The sequence below is a fragment of the Candidatus Methylobacter favarea genome, from assembly GCF_902806695.1.
In the GTDB taxonomy this organism is placed as follows: Bacteria; Pseudomonadota; Gammaproteobacteria; order Methylococcales; family Methylomonadaceae; genus Methylobacter_B; species Methylobacter_B favarea.
Genome location: NZ_CADCXN010000099.1, coordinates 1 through 20,895, shown reverse-complemented (window position 1 = coordinate 20,895; position 20,895 = coordinate 1). Strand labels below are relative to the sequence as shown.

The 20,895-nt window shown below is 48.0% G+C and carries 16 protein-coding genes and 1 pseudogene; 10 read left to right on the top strand and 7 right to left on the bottom strand.

The window, feature by feature from the left end; translation table 11 throughout:
• Positions 1 to 604: 604 nt before the first annotated feature.
• Together HUX64_RS15620 and HUX64_RS15615 are read left to right on the top strand one after the other, a co-directional pair.
• A complete protein-coding gene (locus tag HUX64_RS15620) occupies positions 605 to 1,123 on the top strand; it encodes a DUF6623 family protein (protein ID WP_174627146.1) in 519 nt (172 codons plus the stop codon).
• A 73-nt stretch (positions 1,124 to 1,196) separates the two neighbouring features.
• Positions 1,197 to 1,751, top strand: a complete 555-nt coding sequence (locus HUX64_RS15615) for a hypothetical protein (RefSeq protein ID WP_174627145.1) — start codon at positions 1,197 to 1,199, stop codon at positions 1,749 to 1,751.
• 190 nt (positions 1,752 to 1,941) lie between these two features.
• Here the strand turns inward: HUX64_RS15615 and HUX64_RS15610 are convergent, their stop codons facing one another.
• The 3 genes from HUX64_RS15610 to HUX64_RS15600 all read right to left on the bottom strand — a co-directional run bounded on the left by HUX64_RS15610 (position 1,942) and on the right by HUX64_RS15600 (position 7,483).
• Complete coding sequence (locus HUX64_RS15610) at positions 1,942 to 5,319, bottom strand: NAD-glutamate dehydrogenase domain-containing protein (RefSeq protein WP_425484271.1); 3,378 nt, start codon at positions 5,317 to 5,319, stop codon at positions 1,942 to 1,944.
• Between the two features lie 1,354 nt (positions 5,320 to 6,673).
• Positions 6,674 to 7,135 carry an ATP-binding protein gene (locus HUX64_RS15605; protein ID WP_174627143.1) on the bottom strand — a complete coding sequence of 154 codons (462 nt, stop codon included), beginning with the start codon at positions 7,133 to 7,135 and terminating at the stop codon, positions 6,674 to 6,676.
• A gap of 9 nt (positions 7,136 to 7,144) precedes the next feature.
• A complete protein-coding gene (locus HUX64_RS15600; protein WP_174627142.1) occupies positions 7,145 to 7,483 on the bottom strand; it encodes an STAS domain-containing protein in 339 nt (112 codons plus the stop codon).
• Between the two features lie 321 nt (positions 7,484 to 7,804).
• Between HUX64_RS15600 and putA the strand changes: the two genes are divergently transcribed.
• Positions 7,805 to 10,921, top strand: coding sequence for a bifunctional proline dehydrogenase/L-glutamate gamma-semialdehyde dehydrogenase PutA (gene putA, locus HUX64_RS15595; RefSeq protein ID WP_174627141.1), 3,117 nt, complete (start codon positions 7,805 to 7,807; stop codon positions 10,919 to 10,921).
• Positions 10,922 to 11,449: 528 nt separating this feature from the next.
• Here putA and HUX64_RS15590 read toward each other — a convergent pair.
• Positions 11,450 to 11,605, bottom strand: a complete 156-nt coding sequence (locus HUX64_RS15590) for a hypothetical protein (RefSeq protein WP_174627140.1) — start codon at positions 11,603 to 11,605, stop codon at positions 11,450 to 11,452.
• A gap of 184 nt (positions 11,606 to 11,789) precedes the next feature.
• On the opposite strand from HUX64_RS15590, the gene HUX64_RS15585 reads away from it, so the two are divergent.
• The 5 genes from HUX64_RS15585 to HUX64_RS15565 all read left to right on the top strand — a co-directional run bounded on the left by HUX64_RS15585 (position 11,790) and on the right by HUX64_RS15565 (position 18,152).
• Positions 11,790 to 13,208 carry an amino acid permease gene (locus HUX64_RS15585; protein ID WP_174627139.1) on the top strand — a complete coding sequence of 473 codons (1,419 nt, stop codon included), beginning with the start codon at positions 11,790 to 11,792 and terminating at the stop codon, positions 13,206 to 13,208.
• Positions 13,209 to 13,876: 668 nt separating this feature from the next.
• Positions 13,877 to 14,854: a cysteine synthase A gene (cysK, locus tag HUX64_RS15580; protein ID WP_174627138.1), complete on the top strand. Its 978-nt coding sequence runs from the start codon at positions 13,877 to 13,879 to the stop codon at positions 14,852 to 14,854.
• Entirely contained in the window at positions 14,851 to 15,789 is a 939-nt protein-coding gene (epsC, locus tag HUX64_RS15575; RefSeq protein WP_174627137.1) for a serine O-acetyltransferase EpsC, read from the top strand. The genes cysK and epsC overlap by 4 nt, the downstream gene beginning before the upstream one ends.
• Positions 15,790 to 16,282: 493 nt before the next feature.
• The gene (locus HUX64_RS15570) at positions 16,283 to 17,194 is read left to right on the top strand and encodes an NAD(P)-dependent methylenetetrahydromethanopterin dehydrogenase (RefSeq protein ID WP_174627136.1); all 912 of its coding nucleotides are present in this window, start codon (positions 16,283 to 16,285) and stop codon (positions 17,192 to 17,194) included.
• A gap of 46 nt (positions 17,195 to 17,240) precedes the next feature.
• The gene (locus tag HUX64_RS15565; protein ID WP_174627135.1) at positions 17,241 to 18,152 is read left to right on the top strand and encodes an NAD(P)-dependent methylenetetrahydromethanopterin dehydrogenase; all 912 of its coding nucleotides are present in this window, start codon (positions 17,241 to 17,243) and stop codon (positions 18,150 to 18,152) included.
• Positions 18,153 to 18,417: 265 nt separating this feature from the next.
• On the opposite strand, the gene HUX64_RS15560 is transcribed toward HUX64_RS15565, so the two are convergent.
• The 3 genes and pseudogenes from HUX64_RS15560 to HUX64_RS15550 form a co-directional block, all read right to left on the bottom strand.
• The gene (locus HUX64_RS15560) at positions 18,418 to 18,636 is read right to left on the bottom strand and encodes a hypothetical protein (protein ID WP_174627134.1); all 219 of its coding nucleotides are present in this window, start codon (positions 18,634 to 18,636) and stop codon (positions 18,418 to 18,420) included.
• Positions 18,551 to 19,239: pseudogene (locus HUX64_RS15555) on the bottom strand (IS5 family transposase); the annotation flags it as partial. The pseudogene HUX64_RS15555 and the gene HUX64_RS15560, both read right to left, overlap by 86 nt.
• Positions 19,240 to 19,412: 173 nt before the next feature.
• Positions 19,413 to 19,901 (bottom strand): phosphate-starvation-inducible PsiE family protein, encoded by a 489-nt coding sequence (locus HUX64_RS15550; RefSeq protein ID WP_217426568.1) that lies wholly within the window; start codon positions 19,899 to 19,901, stop codon positions 19,413 to 19,415.
• A gap of 201 nt (positions 19,902 to 20,102) precedes the next feature.
• Here HUX64_RS15550 and HUX64_RS20165 point away from each other — a divergent pair, with 201 nt between their 5' ends.
• Complete coding sequence (locus tag HUX64_RS20165) at positions 20,103 to 20,228, top strand: hypothetical protein (protein ID WP_281355342.1); 126 nt, start codon at positions 20,103 to 20,105, stop codon at positions 20,226 to 20,228.
• 272 nt (positions 20,229 to 20,500) lie between these two features.
• On the top strand, positions 20,501 to 20,761 hold the full coding sequence (locus tag HUX64_RS15545) for a BON domain-containing protein (RefSeq protein WP_246247069.1): 261 nt from the start codon (positions 20,501 to 20,503) through the stop codon (positions 20,759 to 20,761).
• Positions 20,762 to 20,895 lie beyond the last annotated feature (134 nt).

Sequence of the window (20,895 nt, the reverse complement as noted above, 5' to 3'; positions counted from 1 at the left end):
TCGCGTCGTCTCAGTAAAGCCTACGAACGACTGACTCGCATCGACGAAGCTTGGATTTACATCGCCATGACTCGCATCATGGTGAATCGTTTGGCTTGACGCGATAATTTCCAAACAGCTTCTCAGCTCAATAAACTCAATTGCTTTAGATGGTGACCGATAGTTCAATTTATTTTTAAGTTGATACTTTGAGAAATACTCTTCTTGGTTACGGTAGATTGGAATCCGTGTCACATTTCAATCTTGGGCACTTCTTTTTCAAAATTATATTGAGACGATAAATTTTTAGTTCTTTTGGTTATATGAAGGACAAGGAGGTGCTGTATGTTCCGGATAGGATAATCCTAAAGCCCGAAAAGCGGAAAAATGCGTGCCGCTGAAAGAAACTCTTCTGGTTCATACGGTGGTTTATTTAAAGCAACAATTAATCTTGTTACTTATAAGGAAGTGAATTACTAACATTTAACTTAGTATTTTTTCACTGAAACCCACGCTTGCATTAGTTAGACTCAACCTAGGGATAAGGTAAAGATTATCCTTGAATTTCAGAATTATATTATAGGTTCTGGGTAATAAACTCGTTTTAAATTTTGGAGATATAGAAATGAATACTGTTAAAAAACTCATTGGTATTGCACTAGGTTTTTCCATATTTTTATTTAGTGCACAAAGCAAGGCTTTGACCCTGGACGCAGCATGGTCGCATGGCAACGCCGCGTCTCTGCAAACCCCTACATCTGTGACCATGAATAAGTTTGGATGGGGCGCTGTATACAACTTACCAGTAGCGGCGAGTGCATGGACACACATCACTCTGCCTACCCCTGTTATCGACAATGGAGTAAGGTCGAAATTATATAAAGTACTTGTTCAATACAACGGCAATGCAGTTATTGATAAAGTCGACGTTTGGGATGGACCGAACAGAATTGGAACACTTCCTGTATTTTGGACAGGAAACCATCTTGCCTTTGGAAATTGGGGAACTATATATATTCCCAATTTCCCACAAATTCTCTATGGAGTAAGCGTTTCGCTTCACGTGAAAAACTCTTCTTTTTACCCTTTCTTCTTTCCTCAATCAATGAATATTGTTTCAGTGGGCGGTGATTTCTATAATTAATGAATTTGGGTTCCAAGGGAGCGGTATGATTTCCACTTCCTTGGAACCCAAACATAACTTGAGGATTTAACTGATGCGAAAAAGCAGCATAAACTTCCTGTACCTACCGTTAGTTTTATTTGGGCTTATATGGGTTATAAATTTTGAGTGGGGTGACAGCCAACCTAAAACTAAGTCAATGCCGCTTAAATTAGAAAAAAAACATATGGGTTCAGTTCGTGATAAAAAGAAAGACCAAGAACACATTACAACCTCCGCAAACATGAATCCAAATAACGCGCCATTGCCCATGGAATCTTCCCCGGAAACATCGGCATGGATTGTCAATAACCAACCGGAAGCAGAGGATTTAGTCAAGCAATTAAGTAAAAGCGGTATAGATTCGAATCTTAGCTCTGACATGGCGCAAGCAATAGTCGAAGCTAATTTGGAACACGACGATATCGTGATTGATAGTAATACGCCAGTGCCAGATGAACCTGCTAGTGAAAACAACCTAGAATCCGAAGCAGAATTGCTCCCCATAAATCAAGATGATCTCGTTCAAGACCTTTTAGGGGCAGGCGTTACAAATGAACAAGCCAACCAACTTGCCGACGATATTTTAGAAATTAATTCTTCTCCTTAACACCCAATCTGCACCTGTAAAATCAGTATAAAGATTGATGCTGATCCAGATAATAAAAGAGTTATTTTTAGACAAGTTAGGGATCCGAACACATCAAACCTGCGGCTTTTCGGCTCAATAAGAGTCATAAAATGCAGGTTCGTGCTTCAGCGCATCCTATGACCGTGATAACAAATCACAAAATGCCGGGCTACGCCAGACTAAGCTGGCCTGCATGACTTTCAGCCAGCTTCTCCAGCTCTCTAGTCAAGGCAATATAAGGTGCCAGAGTAACCGTCGAGACATTATTAATCTCTTTATATACATGCCGGTAGCGGGTGATATTCGGCTTTACAACAGGCAGTTCGAAATATTCGGCGCAAGTACTGCAAGTACTCTCTTTACTTGAAAGAATTTTTTTAATCATAATTTCTATCAAATGCTTTATATCTCCCTGTAAATCAGCCGCTACTTTTTGCTCCCAATGGTCATGCACAGGCAGTTGCGCTAATTGTTCATAAATTTCATGCAGGCCGAGATAATCGGTGATTTCATTAAACAGTTTCAGAATGGGTATAAACTCCCACTCGGTTTCAACAGATAATGACACCAAGCGCGGAAAGTCAATAAGACTGGCAATTAAAATTATTCTTTGGGCAAGCGCGTCAGGCACGCCGGCTTTCCGGTAATGGTCCAACTGCTCGCTAAAAGTCCCGGCTTCACCAATTTCATACTGCTTGAAGTAAGCATCATAATCCTTTAAATACCGGTTATAGCCGTTGATAGTTTTGGCATCGGGCCGAATCGTTTTGCGTTGTGACAAAACCCAACGGCAGAAGCTGGCCATTATTTTATCTATCTGCATCAATAGCTCATATTGCTTTTCCGCGGCTATCTTATTATCAAGCGCATAAATATCCTGCCTGAGGGATTCGCCATCCAGAACGCGGTCAAAGGTCAAATAACAGGTGACCTGATCCAGAATATTTATATTTTCACCGGCCAGACCAGGAGCCAAAAATCGACACCCGGTTTGATTTATTATTTTATTACTGACAAGGGTGGCCTTAATTGCAGTGGACAAAGGATGGCTGGGAAGAAGATTTTTATAATGTTTCGTGATTTCCCGGGGAAAATAGGCCTGCAAATAATAGTCCCAGTATTTTTCCTGCAATAACCCGTCACTCTCCTGAATTTTCTGGGTCAGGTACATTTTGCTGGAAGCCATCAAAACGGCAAGCTCTGGACGGACTAGCGGCTGGCCCGGACGTGACAGTATTTCCTTGGTTGGAAGAAACGACTCAACGGCGCGATCCAAAAAACCTACAGCTTCCAGGTACTCGACGATCTGCAAAAACTCTGCTGAATTGCCTAAAGCCCGCCTTTGCTCTAGCGAAAGACACAGGCTCTGGGCATAGTTATTGGCCAATACCAGCCGGCAGACTTCCTGGGTCATGCTGATAAACAGCGGCTGGTAGTCGGCGATTATGTTTTTCTTATGCAGAGCGGTCAGAAAAATCTTTAAATTGACCTCATGATCGGACGTATCGACGCCTGCCGAATTATCAACCGCATCGGTATTGATTCGGCCTCCGCGCAAGCTGAACTCAATGCGCGCTTTCTGGGTAAAACCCAGATTGGCCCCTTCACCCACGACCTGGGCGCTTAAATCCGCCGCATTCACCCGAACCGTATCATTGCTCCTGTCACCTACGTCTTCGTGCTTTTCAAGAGATGCTTTTACATAGGTGCCTATCCCGCCCAGCCATAATAATTCCACGGGCGCCGTCAGCAGGTAGCGTATGAGGGATTCCCCATCCAGTGACTTGTAACGAATTCCCAGCCATTTTTTTAACTGGGGAGAAACCGGAATGTCTTTGGCCGAGCGGTGAAAAACGCCGCCGCCTTCGGAAATAAGCGAGCGGTCATAGTCATCCCAGCTGGATCCGGGTAAGGCAAACAGGCGCTTGCGTTCATTAAATGGGGCATCGCTGTCAGACGGCTTCGGATCAATAAAAATATGCTGGCCGCTGAAAGCAGCCACTAACCGGATACACGGCGATAACAGCATGCCATTGCCAAACACATCGCCATCCATACTGCCAATACCGATAACCGTAAAAGCTTCGCTTTGTATGTCTTTGCCTAATTCACGAAAGTGCCTTTTGACACATTCCCAGGCGCCGCGGGCGGTAATACCCAGCGCTTTATGGTCATAGCCGCGCGAACCGCCGCTGGCAAAGGCATCAGCGAGCCAGAAGCGGTATTGTTCGGAAACTGAATTGGCAAGGTCAGAGAACTGAGCCGTGCCCTTGTCCGCGGCTACAACCAAATATGGATCAGGATCATCATAGGCTACCAGGCCCGGAGCGCGCACGATCTTTTCAGCGACATAATTATCGGTCAAATCCAGCAGGCCCTGCATCAGCCTGATATAGGCTTTTTTACCGGCCGTTTTAAAATCGGCTTTGGAACTGTTCTTTTTCACTATAAAGCCGCCTTTGGCCCCGGTCGGGATAATCAGGGCGTTTTTGCTGGTCTGGGTTTGCATGAGGCCCAGTATTTCCGTTCTGAAATCATCGGGACGATCAGACCAGCGTATGCCGCCGCGGGAGATTTTACCGGCGCGTAAATGAATGCCTTCCATATCGACAGCATGGACATAAATCTCATTCTGCGGCCTGGGGACGGGCATATCAATAACCCCCAGACTGTTTATTTTAATCGCAATAAAATACTCCGGATCATTACAGCGCTGATGGAAATTACTGCGCATCGTGGCATCAATCAGATTAAACAGAGTACGTAAAATCCGATCGTTATTTATATCGGAAACCGATCTTATGCTCTCCAGCAATTGCAGTCGTAGCGGAAATAAGGCCTGTTCTTCCCGGATCATCGGATCAGCCCATTCGGGATCCGGCCGAAAACGGACTTCAAAATAATCAGACAGGCCCAGCGCTACTTTCGGATTATTGATCAGGGCCTGATGGACACTGGCTCTGGTAGTTCGATGGCCGAGCTGGGAATAATAATTACCATAGGCCCTGAGCACATCAACCTGCCGCCAGCTCATTCCGGTGAGGACAACAAGTTTATTGAGGGAATCATTTTCCACTTTTCCATCGAATATCACTTGCAAGGCATCCAGCAGCCGGCTTTTTAATTGGGTAAAAGAAGCACATTGTTTCTTTGCCGTGATCGTAAAGCTTTTGATAAACAGCGTGCCATTGACAGTAAGCGAGAACTGCACCTGATCCATGACTCGAAAATGCATATTTTCCAGAGCCGGAATATATTCATCGAGAAAACGTTCCTGCTGACTGTAAAAATGCAGGCGGTAATGGGCTTCCTGCTGAGAAGGTTTAAGCAAACTGATGCGTTGAACGTCTGGCGACGTTAATTGTTCAAGACTTAAAATGTCTTTTACGGCATAACGCGGCGGCACTAATGCCTTGTATTCCAATGGAAACGCCGAATGATATTTTTGCCATAACCGTCCGCCCTTTTTTTTGCCCAAAGCTCTTTCAATCAGCTGCTGAAATGAAATATCCCAGGGCCGGGCCAAGCGGTTTAATTGCCTGTCCAGTTTATAAGCATTAATAATCGTGGTTTCTTGCTCAGGAATTAATATCCATTGCAGACCAAAATAGTTGCCGCCCGGTATAACTTCCCTGCTGGTTTCCAATTTGCAGGACAATTCCCTGCACAGGAAATCTTCAAGAACAGCTTCCAGCCCGTCTTTATAAAAAGCCTGGGGCACAATAATGAGCGCCGAGATGCGTTCAGAACTGGTGCTGGTCAGGATCAAAAACTTGATGCCTTTCGAATGGTGAAGATAGCGCTCTAAGGACTGCGCGATCAGCTGCAATTGAGCGTCATTGAAGAGAAAAAATTCGATCTTCGGAAATAGATTGAATATTTCCTTTAGCTGAAAATATTCGCGACTATTGCGGATAACCTTTATTGAACTCAAAGTCTGGCTGATTTTTTTACGGAGCGCGTTAACGCTGCCGGCAACGCCGTTTAATTCCACTTCATTAAATAAACCAATAAACCCATGCTCAGTCCATGAAGCCTTTCCTGTTTGCTGCCGAAAGCCGATATAGACGAGAGGCTGGCAGCGGATAATCGGACTTATGACAGGAATGTTCTGAACAATAACCGTAGTTTCCCTGCCCACTATTTTTTTCAGTTCCGGCAGCAAGTCAGCCTCATAGCAGGAATAGGAATCAATATTGGCAATAGCCTTCTGGATCAGGCTACAGTTTTCCTGTTCAGACAGATGGGATGAAACACACTGATAGCCCATCAGAATAAAGGCATCCTTCTTAAGCCAGTCTATGAATGCCGAATACTCTGCCAGGTTATCGGCCTGTTTCAGTTCAAGCAGTCTGGCATTCATTTCCAAACGGCTCTGGTCCACTTTTAATGCGGTGGCGATCACCCGGGAAATTTCCCGAGTCAGTAACGAAATGCCGTGTTCGTCAATAAGCTCCAGGCGGGCAATGAGCAGCAGTTCGTTTTCTTCCGCCAGGGCATTATTTTCCAGATAAACAATTTCATGGTTCTGGCGCCTGATGCTTAAAACGGTATCTGCCAATAACTGAAACCGGATGTTAAGCTTGTCCTGCAAAGCCAGGATCGATTCAACAATATAGGGTGCATTTTGACAATTAACGAACAGCCAGCGGCTGCTGTCATTAAACGGAGGAGTACTTTGTATGCTTACGGCTGCTGATTCTGCTTCAATAAATTCCAGGATTTTTACAATCAGCGTAGCGAGTAATGTTGCCGGGAAGGAGATCAGGTAACTGTCGGTTAATAGCAGGGATTCGGCCAGTTTTTTCAAAAACCGCCGTTTTTGAACGTTTTCATGGGCATCAAGAAGAAAAGCTACGGTTGCGTGGGTTTGCCTCTGCCGGGTTTCCTTAACTTCATGTTCATTGGTGGTTAGAATGATTTTCAATGACCGGCCTCATATCCAGATACTTTACAATCTCCAGAACATTGCTTTCGCCCTCATGGGTATAAGTGACTGAGTCCATCAATGTCCGGATAAAAAATATGCCCAAGCCGCCTTCTTGGGGATGGTCAAGATCAGGCAGAGATACCATTTCCAGATCAAAGCCCTGACCATGATCATAGACTTTGATATTTAGTTCATGTTCCTGAATATGAATCGATATCCGGACAGTATCTTCAGGGTTGTTATAACAGCCGTGGCGAATAGCATTGGTAGCCGCCTCCGTTAATACCAGATTTAATTGATAAGCCAAAGCTTCATGATCACCGCAGAAATCGTCCAGGTCTTTACCCAGGCTTTCTCCGATACTGCCGATCAAATTAAGATATTTAGTCTGTGTCGGAATAATTACGTCTATCTGAATAATGGAAGTGCCCATAGTCAGCCTCTAGGCTTCACTTTCAAAAGCCTCGTTTAAATCAGCATAAATTTCAAAAACCCGGTTCAAACGGGTTAACTCAAACATTGATAGCACCTGCGGTTTGCAACACGCCAGAGCCAGTTTTCCCGATTTAGCCGCCGCATGCTTGTAGCCTGACAGCAGAGCGCCCAAACCGGAGCTGTCAATAAAGCGTACCCGTTCCAGTTGCACAATAATATTGATTTCGCCCTGCTCTATCATATGCAGAATGGTTTCTTTTAATTCACCCGAGTTATGCGCATCAATCCGCTCTTCCTTTATATAAAGAACGCTATAACCATTTAGTTTTTCCAGATTCAGATTCATCGATTTTTCTTATGGCAAAATTAAAAACTTAAAACTAATAAGTTATCGGAATCATAGCACTATGCATACTATTATATAAATATTGGTAATTTGTCTATAAATACTTATTGCCTGGCGCTCCTGGTTCTTTCAAGGATCAGACTGACTTTCAGCTAATATTTATATACGAAAATCAGGCCAAACTCAGATTTTATTCAGGCAGGCCGGAGAATATTTCTTAGCATAAGGGTCTAATGCTAGGCAAAAAGTTCCTGATTTGAGTCAGACTTTGAACATGCACATTTTCGTTCCTTTGGATTGCGCCGGAGTTTTAGAAAAAAAATGACTCGTGAAACCCTCGCTACATTACGGACAGCCATAAATCAGGTTTATTTAGCCGATGAAAACGACATCGCCGGCAGGTTATTAGCCGGCCTTGGCGCTTATGATCCTGCGGCTGTCAGCGCTTGCGCCGGATTGCTAATCGAAGCTGTCCGGGCAAAATCAGGCCGGCAAAACCTTATCGAAGCATTCTTGCATGAATATCAGCTCAATTCCAAAGAGGGGATAGTGTTAATGGCAATTGCTGAAGCTTTGCTGCGCATTCCCGACACCGAGACACAAGACCTGTTGCTACAGGAAAAGCTCACCGGGGCAAACTGGCAAAGCCATCTGCAGAAAAGCGACTCGTTTCTGGTTAATTTATCCACCCGCGCATTGTTATTTACCAGCCAGTTTGAAGACCATGTGGTGCTGCCCGGGGGCCATTGGCTGCCGATCTTTGACCACCTGTTGGCGCGCCTGGGCGCGCCTTTAATACGCACGGCCCTGAAACAGGCCATGCAGCAACTGGCTGAGCAATTTGTTATTGCCGATACCATTCAATCGGCCGTTGAACGCAGCAAGCAAAATCCGGCTTACCGCTATTCTTTCGATATGCTGGGCGAAGCCGCGTTAACCGCCGCCGATGCGCAGCATTATTATCAGTCTTACCTTGCGGCGATTGCGATACTGGCTGAACATGCCTCATCCGCCGATATTTACGCCAACCCCGGTATTTCAATTAAATTATCGGCCTTGTGCCCGCGCTATGAAGCTCTGCAACATAGCCGTGCAATCCAGGAATTAACTGCAAGCTTACTGGCTCTTGCCAACAAGGCGCGCGCCGCCAATATTTCCCTTACCGTTGATGCCGAAGAATCCGAACGCCTGGATATGTCGCTGGCTATTTTTGCCGCGGTTTTCTCTCATCCCGATCTGGCAGGCTGGCCTGGACTTGGCCTTGCAGTGCAGGCGTATCAGAAAAGAGCGTTGCCGGTTATTCGCTGGCTGGCCGGATTAGCCGAATTTCAACAAGGGAAAATCGCGCTTCGGCTGGTTAAAGGCGCCTACTGGGACAGTGAGATAAAACGGGGCCAGGAAAACGGTCTGGCTAATTATCCGGTGTTTACGCAGAAATCGGCCACCGATGTCTCTTATCTGGCTTGCGCGCAGTTTATTCTGTCCCGGCCCGATGTTTTTTATCCGCAGTTCGCCAGCCATAACGCCCACACCTTAGCCGCCATCCATCAATTGGGAAGTCAGCATCCAGGTTATGAATTCCAGCGCCTGCACGGCATGGGCGAAGCGCTGTATGAGGAAATTATTTCGGGTCAAAACTGGCGCACCCCCTGCCGGATTTATGCGCCGGTCGGCCGCTATCATGAACTATTGCCCTATCTGATCAGACGTCTGCTGGAAAATGGCGCCAATACTTCCTTTATCAATCAGATCAGCCGTCCTGAAATTCCGGTTGAAGATCTGAGTCGTGATCCGGTGGAAGTGATAAACACTTCGGCAAAAAAATCGCGCCTTGTCCTGCCTTGCGGTTTATACGGCGAGCAGCGGCTTAATTCCCGGGGACTGAATTTAGCCGATCCTGAATTATTGCAGCAGTTGCAGCAAGATCTGGATGCGCTGAAAGATAAAAACTGGCAGGCCTCGCCGTTAATCAACGGCAAGCCGTATGCCGGCAAAGCCTGGCTTGTCATTAATCCCGGCAATAATCGCGAAACAGTTGGCAGCGTGGTTGATGCGGACAAAAATGCAATCGAAGGGGCTATAAATGGCGCCTCGGAAGCCTCTAGCGATTGGCGCCATTACCCTGCGGCAAACCGTGCAGACTATTTGCAGCGGGCCGCCGATTTGTTTGAAAAAAACCGGCTTGATCTGGTTTCGCTGTGCATTCGGGAAGGTGGGCGCACGATAAAGGATGCGTTGGCGGAAGTCAGGGAAGCGGTGGATTATTGCCGCTATTATGCGCAATCCGCGCTCGAATTATTCAATGCTCCGGTAAAACTGCCCGGCCCCGCCGGTGAAGAGAATCTTCTCTACCATTACGGCAGGGGCGTTTATGTGTGTATCAGCCCGTGGAATTTTCCCATTGCGATTTTTACCGGCCAGATTACGGCAGCCCTCGCTGCCGGCAATACGGTTATCGCCAAACCCGCGAGTCAAACCTCATTAACGGCGATGCGCTGCATACAGCTATTGCATGAGGCCGGCGTACCCGAAGCCGTATTGCAGTTTTTACCGGCCAGCGGTGAAATAACGGGGCAACAACTATTGCCGGATCCCATGGTTGCCGGCATTGTCTTTACCGGCTCCACGAAAACGGCACAATTCATTAACCGGCAATTGGCGCAACACCATCAGAATATAGTCCCGCTGCTGGCTGAAACCGGCGGCCAGAATGTAATGATTGCCGACAGCTCCGCCTTGCCGGAACAACTGGTGCAGGACGCCGTGATCTCTGCTTTTAACAGCGCCGGCCAGCGCTGCTCTGCATTGCGGGTTTTATTTGTGCAGCAGGAAATTGCTGATAAAGTCATAGACATGCTGGCGGGGGCCATGCAGGAATTAAGCCTGGGCGATCCCGGGGCGTATGGGACTGATATCGGCCCGGTCATCGATCATGCAGCCCTGGCGCCGTTAAGAGCTCATTTGGAAACCATGCAGCAACAATCACAACTGCTCTATCAACTGCCATTAAAGGATAATCTGCAATATGGCAGTTTTTTCCCGCCCAGTCTGCTGGAAATAAAGGCATTATCACAGCTCAAGGAGGAAGTCTTTGGGCCGATCCTGCATGTAATCCGCTATCGGGCGGCAGACCTTAATCAGGTGATCGCAGCAGTCAATGCCACCGGTTACGGCTTGACTCTCGGCATACACAGCCGTATTGAAGAAAACATACAGACTATCTGCAGGGGCGTTAAAGTCGGCAATATTTATATCAACCGGAATATGATCGGCGCTGTCGTTGGCGTGCAGCCCTTTGGCGGCATGGGTCTTTCAGGCACCGGGCCCAAGGCCGGCGGCCCTGATTATCTGCGCCATTTCACCATCGAGCAAACCGTCACTACCAATACCGCCGCTATTGGCGGCAATGCCTCGTTACTGGCCGAGAATCTGCATTAATCAAATAAACTTCTGATTAGTGTAAATTTTATTATTAGTGTATTGTCTTTTAAACCGCTGATAAAAGGCAGGATCGTCATGTTTGAAAATCAATCGGCGCCGGCTTTTCCCGGCCGCAAAACCGTCCAGTATCTTGTCGTTATTATCATTACTCCTATAGCCGGCGAGCTGGTGAAAAGCATTCCCCTGTTTTAGCAGACTTTTTTATTCAGAGGCTTGACATCCGCAGAGCTAATCGATTTTGCGGCAAAAATTATTTCCTAAACGCTATTTTTGTTTTTACCCAAACGCAATCTATACCCTGGACGGGGGACAGCCGAGTAGCTTTTATCCGGGGCATAGCCCTGCCGATAGCCGCCCGGATAATAGTCATAGTCGCTCGAGCGAATGTTAGGGATATCCTGACGCCATTTCTCAGCTCCGCCGGCAGAGCATTATTAACCTTCATTTTTTCTGTTATTGTGTTGGCTTCAGCTATATGGGTAATCCTTGCCGGCTATCATTGGTCAGCCTGCTTTTTTATTTTTTTCAGCGCCCTGTGTCAAAAAATTCGCCCGCAATTTTTAAATAACAGCCGGGAAAAGACCTGTCCCGCCTGCGCGGCTGCTGCCGATAGCGCTGAAAATACTGTCCTGCCTGCGCTGCGGCCACGGTCTGGAAATCAGGCGTTGCACCAACTTTCATGCGAACATGGCTTCATCGGCAAATTATTGCGGCCAGTGCGGACAGCCGAAAGAAAATAGTTAACCCGGCCCGTTTCAGCTATAACAGTATTTTCACGGCGTACGTTATAATCCCAACATCATGAATTGCTCCGCCTGATTAACTACCCATATATCAAATCGTATCATTAACCTAAGGATCTCACATGAGCCTGCAAATATTTCGTACCAAACACATTACTTCCGATAATGATATCGATTACGGCCTCAAGCGTTGTCTGTCTACCTGGGATCTGGCGTTTCTCGGCATCGGCGCCATTATCGGCACGGGTATTTTCGTGTTGACCGGAATTGCTGCTGCAACTCAATCAGGGCCGGCCGTCGTAGTATCGTTTATCATAGCCGGCTTCGCCTGCACCTTCGCCGCGCTATCCTATGCGGAACTGGCTTCGGCGGTCGGCGGCTGCGGCAGCGCTTATGGCTACAGCTACGCCGCTTTCGGTGAAATGTTGGCCTGGATTATCGGCTGGGACTTGCTCCTGGAATATGGAATTTCAGTAGCGGCGGTAGCTAATGGCTGGTCCGGCTATTTCAGTAATGCCCTGTCAGCCATTGGCATGCCGTTGCCGGAAGCGCTGACCAAGGCTCCCAAACTGGGCGGGCTTATCAATCTTCCAGCTTCAGCCATCATCCTGGTGCTGATGGTATTGCTGATCATAGGCGTAAAGCAAAGCGCTAAAGCCAACAATGCCATGGTATGCGTTAAACTGGTTACCATCTCAGTATTTATTGCCATTGCTGCATTCAATGTCAACCCGGCCAACTGGCACCCCTTTATGCCGTTTGGCTGGTTTCAATCGCTGCCCGACGGCAAAACCAGCGGGATTCTGGCCGGCGCATCGATTGTGTTTTTTGCCTATGTCGGCTTCGATGCCGTCTCCACCGCTGCGGAAGAAGCTGAAAATCCGCAGCGCGACCTGCCTGTCGGCATTGTCGCATCGCTGGTCTTTTGCACGGTTATTTATATCATCGTATCCGGCCTGCTGACAGGAGTCGTGCCTTATACCGATCTCAACGTTTCATCGCCGGTTGCCCACGCCCTGAAATTGATCGGTTTCACGGGCGCATCGGCGCTGATTTCAACAGGCGTCATTGCCGGACTTACTACCGTGATGCTGGTGCTTTACTATGCTCTGACACGCATTATCTTCGCGATGTCGCGCGATGGCTTGCTGTCATCTTTCTTCAGCGAAGTGAATCATAAAACAAAAACGCCGGTGCGCGTCATCGTGTTATGCGGCGTTATAATGGCGCTTGTAGCAGGCTTCATGCCGCTTGGCGATTTGGCGGAACTGGTCAATATCGGCACTTTGGCGGCATTTGTGCTGGTGTGCCTCGGGGTTATTGTGCTGCGTATCACCAAACCGGAAATGGCGCGGCCGTTCCGCACCCCGTTCAGTCCTTTATTTCCTATGCTCGGCATGCTGTCGTGCGGAGCTCTCATGGCGTTTCTGCCCACGCTTACCTGGCTGCGCTTCATAATCTGGCTGACCATAGGGCTGATAATATATTTTGTTTATTCGATACATCACAGCAAGCTGTCGCGCGTGAACGAACTTGCGTAAGCCCTTTATTTAATTGCATTGGAGTTGAGGCATATACGGATATACTTCATTACTGAATTGGAGAGGATAATAATTCAGCTAATCCAAAAACCACCTGTTATTGGAAGCACGCCAAGGATATCGTCAAAAAAGTCAGGTGATGTAGCGGCTTTAGGCCACTCACCTGCATGAAATAACCAGAATTGACCTCATAATGGGCATTGTGCCTGCGATCCACCGCTTGTCATGAAAATGACATCATATTTTCACCTGTCTTAACCAGAACAGCTTCCGTCTATAATTTTAGCGGGAGCTATCCCCATGAATAAAACCACACTGCACAGTCATTGGTTTAATTCCAGACTGATTTCGCAACACTGGCTCTATGCATTTTAAGCCTGTTAATCGCTTGGGATATTGAACTGCTGGCCAGAGAATTACTCCGTTTGAGCTAGAGTAGGAGTAAGATATTATTATAGTGTTGAAATTTACTTACTAATCTCCTTATGGATACTTCTGCTTATCTCCTCATCAATAAAATTCAAATGAATCAGATTTCGTAAATTGCCAGTAACTCTTGATACAGCCTGTCTTTTTGGCCTTTCCTCCTGGTATTATTGACTTAACTACAGACGCGGCAATCAACCGAGCAAAAATCTTATAGCGACTAAAACTCACAGGAAACAGGTATGTCACACTGGTACGAAGACAACTCTCATGCTATCGGACAAACCCCGCTGGTGCGGCTCAATCGCATCACGGACGGCGCCAACGCTGTGGTGCTGGCTAAAATAGAAGGGCGCAATCCCTCTTATTCAGTTAAATGCCGCATTGGCGCGGCCATGATAGGGGATGCTGAAAGCCGGGGATTACTGGGTCCCGGCAAGGAACTTGTTGAACCCACCAGCGGCAATACCGGCATTGCCCTGGCTTTCGTCGCGGCGGCGCGGGGCATTCCCTTAACCTTAACCATGCCGGAAACCATGAGCCTGGAACGGCGCAAATTACTGATTGCCTATGGCGCCAGACTGGTGCTGACGGAAGGCGCCAAAGGCATGAGCGGGGCGATTGCAAAGGCCGAGGAAATCGTCGCTTCCGATCCTGATCGTTATGTGTTGCTTCAGCAGTTTAAAAATCCGGCCAACCCAGCCATTCACGAGCAAACAACCGGCCCTGAAATCTGGAACGATACCGATGGCGCTATTGATATTTTTGTTTCAGGCATTGGCACGGGCGGCACGATTACCGGCGTATCGCGCTATATCAAGCAGACCCAAGGCAAGCCGATCATTGCTGTTGGCGTTGAACCTGCGGCCAGTCCGGTACTGTCACAGTATCGCGCCGGTGAGCCGCTTAAGCCGGGACCGCATAAGATTCAGGGCATAGGCGCAGGTTTTATCCCGGCTGTGCTCGATCTCTCCCTGGTTGATGAAATCGAGCAGGTCAGTAATGAAGAAGCTATCGAATACGCTCGCCGGCTGGCCAGGGAAGAAGGCATACTGTCCGGCATTTCCTGCGGCGCGGCTACGGCTGTTGCCGTTCGCCTTGCCAAACGGCCTGAACATGCCGGCAAATCCATTGTGGTCATATTGCCGGATTCGGGCGAACGCTATTTGAGTTCGCCTTTATTCGAAGGTATTTTCGATGCCAGAGGCTTTGCAGGATGAGCAAATATATTCCGCTCAGCAGCAATAATGAATGGGGCATCGAGACCTTGGTCGCACAGCTGCGTGAACTGAGAGTGCAGTCGCTGGAAAGCAGGCGCCGTCGCGACAAGCCCCCGAAACTGCCGTCGCGCAAGATTCTGAATGGAATACTGGATGGCCTGGGAGCGGTCCTGTTTCCCAACCGATTGGGCGTGCCCAACCTGAACAATGAAGGCATCGATTACTTTGTCGGACATACCCTGGACGCCTTGCTGCGCGAACTGTACAAGCAGGTTCGCCAGGAATTGAAATTCATTTCCGGGCAGGAGGACTTTAACGATGAGGCGCATGAGCAGGCCATTGCGATTACGCGCGAATTTGCCGCGCGTCTGCCTGCTGTAAGAGTATTGCTGGACCACGATATTCAGGCGGCTTACGAAGGCGATCCTGCCGCCAGAAGTCCTGACGAAGTGCTGGTCTGCTATCCGGGGATTAACGCCATTATGCATCATCGGCTCGCGCATATCCTTTACCAGCTGGGCGCCCCGCTGGTGGCCCGGATCATTGCTGAAATAGCCCATTCTTCAACCGGAATTGATATTCATCCCGGCGCACAAATCGGCGAGAGTTTTTTTATTGATCACGGCACCGGCGTGGTCATCGGCGAAACCGCGGTTATCGGCAAGCGGGTTCGTTTGTATCAGGCAGTTACGCTGGGCGCCAAACGCTTCCCTAAAGATGAGGCCGGCAGGCTCGTTAAAGGCAATGCGCGGCATCCCATTGTGGAAGACGATGTGGTGATTTACGCCGGCGCGACGATTTTGGGGCGCGTAACCATCGGCCGCGGCTCGACGATCGGCGGCAATGTCTGGCTCACCTACAGCATTCCGCCAGGCAGCAACATTACGCAGGCGTCTGTCCGCAGCGAACTTTTTGACGGCGGAGCGGGGATTTAAGGGTAAGCCCCAGGAATGAGGCTTAGGGCGTCATAACGGGGCGGCAAAAAATACGGATCAAAGATCGACTCCAGCAGTAACTTTAGCATTATTTGTCCTGCATGACCTCTAACCTCGCTCGGCAGATCCGGAAGTCGTGTCCCGTGCCTTCCCGGTTCAGGTATCTCACACAACAATCGGTGAGGATTGATAAGTCTGTTGCTCGATTCCTGTTGTAAATGGCTTGGCTCTTCGTCGTCTGTGGCTTCAAATTCTGAATGCCCGCGCCGTCAATGCCATGCGCAACTCGGTTTCTTCTGATCACTTCAAAGCCGTGTGGAATTTGAACAGCCTGATATTTTAATTCATGATGCGAAAAAGCGAAGGGTCAAATAACGATGTGGCTGGATTCCATTTCCGGTTTTAGGGTTTTCAAACAAGCCAAATCAAGTATCTTGTGATTCTGTCAGCTTTTCTTTTATACTTGCTGGTTAAATAAATATAAGGAGAAACCATGGAAAAGCCATTCATTCTACACATGCTGACCACCGCCAAAAACCTCAGCCCATTTGACGCCAATATGGCCCTTGATGTAGGCTGGGCCTCCCTGTCCTATATCAATGTCGAACCCAGCGAGGTTCAAGGTCTGGTTCAGGATGCAATTTTTTCTCGCAGCCCGAAAAACCTTAAGCGGACCGGAATCTTCATAGGCGGGCGCGATACCAAACAGGCTATGGACATGCTGAAGATAGCGAAGCATTCAATGGTTCCGCCTTTTGAAATATCTGTTTTCGCTGATCCCAGCGGCGCTTTTACTACTGCAGCAGGCATGGTTGCAGCAGTTGAGCACGCGTTACTGAAAAAATTCAATACTACGCTGGAAGGGAAAAATATTCTGGCATTGGGGGGGACCGGGCCGGTCGGCCAGGCGGCCGCGGTTATTGCTGCCCAGGCCGGAGCTCAGGTAAGACTCGTCGGCCGTCAACTGGATAAAGCTCAACGTATCGCCGATATGTGCAATAATGAATTCGGCGAGGGTAAAATTACAATTAAAGCCGGCCTGGATGCGGATAAAGCTGAATACATGAAAACGGCTGATGTGGTCTTTGCCACGGGTGCTGCTGGCATTGAACTATTGAGTGCAGAACTTGTTGCCTCCGCCCCGCAACTAAAAGTCGCTGCCGACGTCAATGCAGTGCCGCCCTCAGGCATCGCAGGTGTTGATGCCTTTCATAACAACGCGGCTATTAAAGGTTCCAACAGCGGCGCGATCGGCATAGGAGCGCTTGCGATCGGTAATATTAAGTATAAGGCTCAGAATCTTTTATTGAAGAAAATGATCGATAGCGACAAACCCCTTTATCTTCATTTTGAGCATGCTTTTGAAGTCGCAAGAGATTATGTAAAATCAAACGCCAAAAGCTAGACCCTGCCCAGTTAAACTTAACCTGCCCTGATAAAGAGGATTTCTAATGGAGAAACGCAGCATTATCCATATGCTTGATCCCATGCAGAACAACAGCCCCTTTGATATTAATATGGCGCTGGATGCAGGATTTGATGTATTAATGCCTTATAGCAATGTCAAGCTGGACAGCATCAACGGACTGACCCAGGACGCGATATTTTCCCGCGGACCGGCCGGCGTAAAACGTACCGCTCTTTTTATTGGCGGACGCGATCTGGGATTAGCCATGGACATGCTGAATGCCTGTAAACAGGCAATGGTTCCGCCTTTTGAAATATCTGTTTTTGCTGATCCCAGCGGCGCTTTTACTACCGCGGCCGCATTAGTCGCCTGCGTTGAACAGCAACTGAAAATAAAGCACGGCAAAGAACTGAAAGATTGTACCGCCATAGTCTTTGGCGGAACCGGGCCGGTCGGCATTGCCACAGGCGTCATCGCTTCATTGGCAGGCGCTGATACAACCTTGATTGATCATTTATCAATTGAAACGGCTCTGGATGTCTCTAAAGAATACAACCGCCGCTTTGGCTGTTCTCTTAAAGGAGCCTGTGCGGGTTATGATAGGGATAAAATTAACCTGATTTCCAATGCCGATATTGTCTTTTGTACTGCAAAAGCCGGCATTCGGGTTTTAAGCGCTGCCGTATTGCATGAAGCAAAGCAGCTGAAGGTGGCGGGCGATGTTAATGCGGTGCCTCCTCTGGGCATAGAAGGTATCAAGCGCAGTGAGTTGGGCGCACCCCTGATGCACGCAGAAAATGCTCCGGGTGCAATCGGGATCGGGGCTTTAGCTGTCGGCAATGTCAAATATAAACTGCAGCATACTTTATTAAAATTAATGCTGGAAACTGACACGCCTGTATATCTCGATTTCAGAGAGGCCTTTAATAAAGCGCAGGAGAATGTAAAAAACTAGAGCATTTACCTATTACGTAGAAATATAAGCTAATTTTTTAAAAAATTTCAGGCTTTCATCGGCAGGAAAATAATTAACTGATCGATAAGCCGTCAGAGATTTTCATAGGTCCGTTCCGCCGCTTGGGCAGGCCCGCCTTAAGTCTACCGCTCCAATCATTGGATTCAGGCCAAAACTACGAGGCGTGCAAGTAGTTCATCGGCGTATCTGTCTTCTCGAAATGGGGTGATTAATTTTTCATCCCGGCTATTGGGTTTTACTACTCTCACTGCCGGGTAGCGTTTCTCATCACATTATGACTGCCGGGGTCGGCGGCGCCTCTGCCGCTAGAATCGCTGTCCTGACTACGAATGGCAGTGCTCGGTGAAGTGATTTTATGCATCGTATCGCTACTTCGATTATCGTCGCCCATGGATTCCATATCGGCCTGGATTTTTTCCCTTACCATGGACAAACTGCAGGCTGGTATTGAGTTTGCGTTCACCGTTTTTCCAGAGCCGTCGGCACTTCCCCCCACGCAAACGAAAGCTCAACGATTCAACGTTTGGGAATGACCTTTAAGCTCTGTAATTCGTTGCGCTTGGCGATTTGTACAGTATCCGTGCTTATCATTGACGGTCGCTGCAAAGGGTTGGCCTGCATACCCGCCATTAACTAGGACGCTCAACTGGCCCTGTTGGCGGCACCACCCTGATCGCTTTCAACGCCCCAGTCCGATCCGTGACAGCGGCGGTTATCATTTCGATCGCATGGGTAGGGTAAATCCAGCGTATCCACTGTGATAGGGCGTTTGATACTCGAGACTTTTTGCCGGCATCGTAGCCTTTGCTCTCAGTGGTATCGGTGTTCTTCACGCTCTGCGCGTCGACAATGATGAAGCTCGCGACGCGCAGAGCCCCCGTTTGCATCGGATCTCGCCAACCTGATTTTTTAACGCCTGTTCCAAGTCACTGGCATCATCTGGTGCAGGCTCCCGCCCTTGTTCAAAGTAGGCCTAAACGGTTCGCCGCTTCGGAAAGTAGTCACTCGGCAACATACGCCACTGACAGCCGCTTTTGAGTAGATAGAGGACGCCCCAAAATACATCTTATCGGAGACGGTATGCAGAAGCTTTCTGAAATTCCGGGTGGATGAATCGGGCATCAGCCGTGCCAGGATAAGGCCGGCAGGTATGTCACTCCGTCATGGCCACGCCTCTTGCTCCCGGGCACAGGGGAATCCGCCTGATCAGGAAGTACGCTGAGAGAAGACAGTCGGGCATCACGCTTCTTCGGAAGCCCTCAAGCGGTCATCTCGCTCGCGCATCAACCAATAGACGACTCCCAGCGCCAGTGTAATTGCCGCTAAAGCCTCAATTTGTCCGGGAGATATTTGATGCATGTCCATAATGATAACCTTTCGCGCCAAAGCGAGTATGGCAATCAAGAGTACTGTTTTAACCTGAATAATGCTCTGTTTGCGCATCGCCACCAGATGAATCGTATGATTGAACTCCATGGCGATCAATAAGGTCATGATTTCTCCGAATACCGATTGAAAAACGCTGTGTTCAAGCGGGTTGAGCACTCCTAGTATCAAGTCATGAATAGTACCTGCGCTGAGGCGAAATACAGCCACAAGCATGATAAGACTCACCAGAATAGTAAGCATCAACGCAACCATGTGCTCAAAACGCTCATACCATGTAAGAGTGATCATCTCTTTAAAAAAGCTGGCCCATTGCTCGTGCAGGCTGTTTATTATTTTCATTGCTTAACCTTGTAATAGTTAAAACGCTTATAACCATTGCCAGTAAAATTGTCTTCCCTGGAGCTAAGCGGAGTCCCTCGTAATTTAAAGTAAATTTACATTATCAAAACTCTTCATATTGTAAAGAAATAGGCGAATAGTTTTCGAAAAAAGCCGTCTACAGGGATCAGCTAAAACTTTGCAGATTACGTAAAGCACCCTATGTTCGACGCCGAATCAACAGTGGTTGATATGGCGCCTAGAATTATTCCAGATTATGCTGCATATCCAGTCTTTGGCTTTGCGCATACGCTGGACTCATCCCTGCTGATTGAAGAGCGCTTTTAAGTCTGGATAGAGTCAATGCATCACTTACAGATAGCTCGGATTGACGCATTGCCTTTGCCTGACGAGGTATTGCTTATTGCTACGGCTCCTTTCAAAGGTATGCGCAGCCTAATACCCGGGCATACCTCATAATCGAATTGCCCATCATCATTGTATTAGTCTTGGGAGAATTAGTTATGAAATCAATTAGATTCTGTTTAGTATTTTTACTCACTCTATTATTAATTTTTATAGGAGGTTAAGGAACCGCGATATCAGGCGAAAGGATCGATATGACGGCTGGAGACGGCCAGACCCCTGGGGAATTCATTGACGATACCCTGATTACCACCAAGGTAAAAACAGCCATAATCGATGACCCCAAACTGAGCGCCTTTGAAATCAATGTTGATACCTATCAGGGCAATGTGCAATTGAGCGGTTTTGTCGATTCTCAGGACGAGATCAACAGAGCGGCTGGGATTGCCCAAAAAGTCGAAGGTGTCAAATCAGTCACAAATAACCTGCAACTCAAAAAGCCCCTGTCGAAATAGGCTCGCCACGGAGCTGAAGGCATGAATTCCTGGCTGTAAGGCTATTTGATTTCACCTTTTATCGAGTAGCGAGTAGTTGCTCTGCCCCGGCCCTGCTGCTAATCGCCCAGCTCGTACTGGGGTTGGGGTTGGGG

Bases quoted from the DNA above. Each gene is read 5' to 3' on its own strand.
- HUX64_RS15585 (WP_174627139.1), top strand. From the start codon at position 11,790: ATGAGCCTGCAAATATTTCGTACCAAACACATTACTTCCGATAATGAT.
- cysK (WP_174627138.1), top strand. From the start codon at position 13,877: ATGTCACACTGGTACGAAGACAACTCTCATGCTATCGGACAAACCCCG.
- putA (WP_174627141.1), top strand. From the start codon at position 7,805: ATGACTCGTGAAACCCTCGCTACATTACGGACAGCCATAAATCAGGTT.
- HUX64_RS15600 (WP_174627142.1), bottom strand. From the start codon at position 7,483: ATGAATCTGAATCTGGAAAAACTAAATGGTTATAGCGTTCTTTATATA.
- HUX64_RS15570 (WP_174627136.1), top strand. From the start codon at position 16,283: ATGGAAAAGCCATTCATTCTACACATGCTGACCACCGCCAAAAACCTC.
- HUX64_RS15615 (WP_174627145.1), top strand. From the start codon at position 1,197: ATGCGAAAAAGCAGCATAAACTTCCTGTACCTACCGTTAGTTTTATTT.
- HUX64_RS15565 (WP_174627135.1), top strand. From the start codon at position 17,241: ATGGAGAAACGCAGCATTATCCATATGCTTGATCCCATGCAGAACAAC.
- HUX64_RS15550 (WP_217426568.1), bottom strand. From the start codon at position 19,901: ATGAAAATAATAAACAGCCTGCACGAGCAATGGGCCAGCTTTTTTAAA.
- epsC (WP_174627137.1), top strand. From the start codon at position 14,851: ATGAGCAAATATATTCCGCTCAGCAGCAATAATGAATGGGGCATCGAG.
- HUX64_RS15545 (WP_246247069.1), top strand. From the start codon at position 20,501: ATGACGGCTGGAGACGGCCAGACCCCTGGGGAATTCATTGACGATACC.
- HUX64_RS15605 (WP_174627143.1), bottom strand. From the start codon at position 7,135: ATGGGCACTTCCATTATTCAGATAGACGTAATTATTCCGACACAGACT.
- HUX64_RS15590 (WP_174627140.1), bottom strand. From the start codon at position 11,605: ATGAAAGTTGGTGCAACGCCTGATTTCCAGACCGTGGCCGCAGCGCAG.
- HUX64_RS20165 (WP_281355342.1), top strand. From the start codon at position 20,103: ATGTTCGACGCCGAATCAACAGTGGTTGATATGGCGCCTAGAATTATT.
- HUX64_RS15620 (WP_174627146.1), top strand. From the start codon at position 605: ATGAATACTGTTAAAAAACTCATTGGTATTGCACTAGGTTTTTCCATA.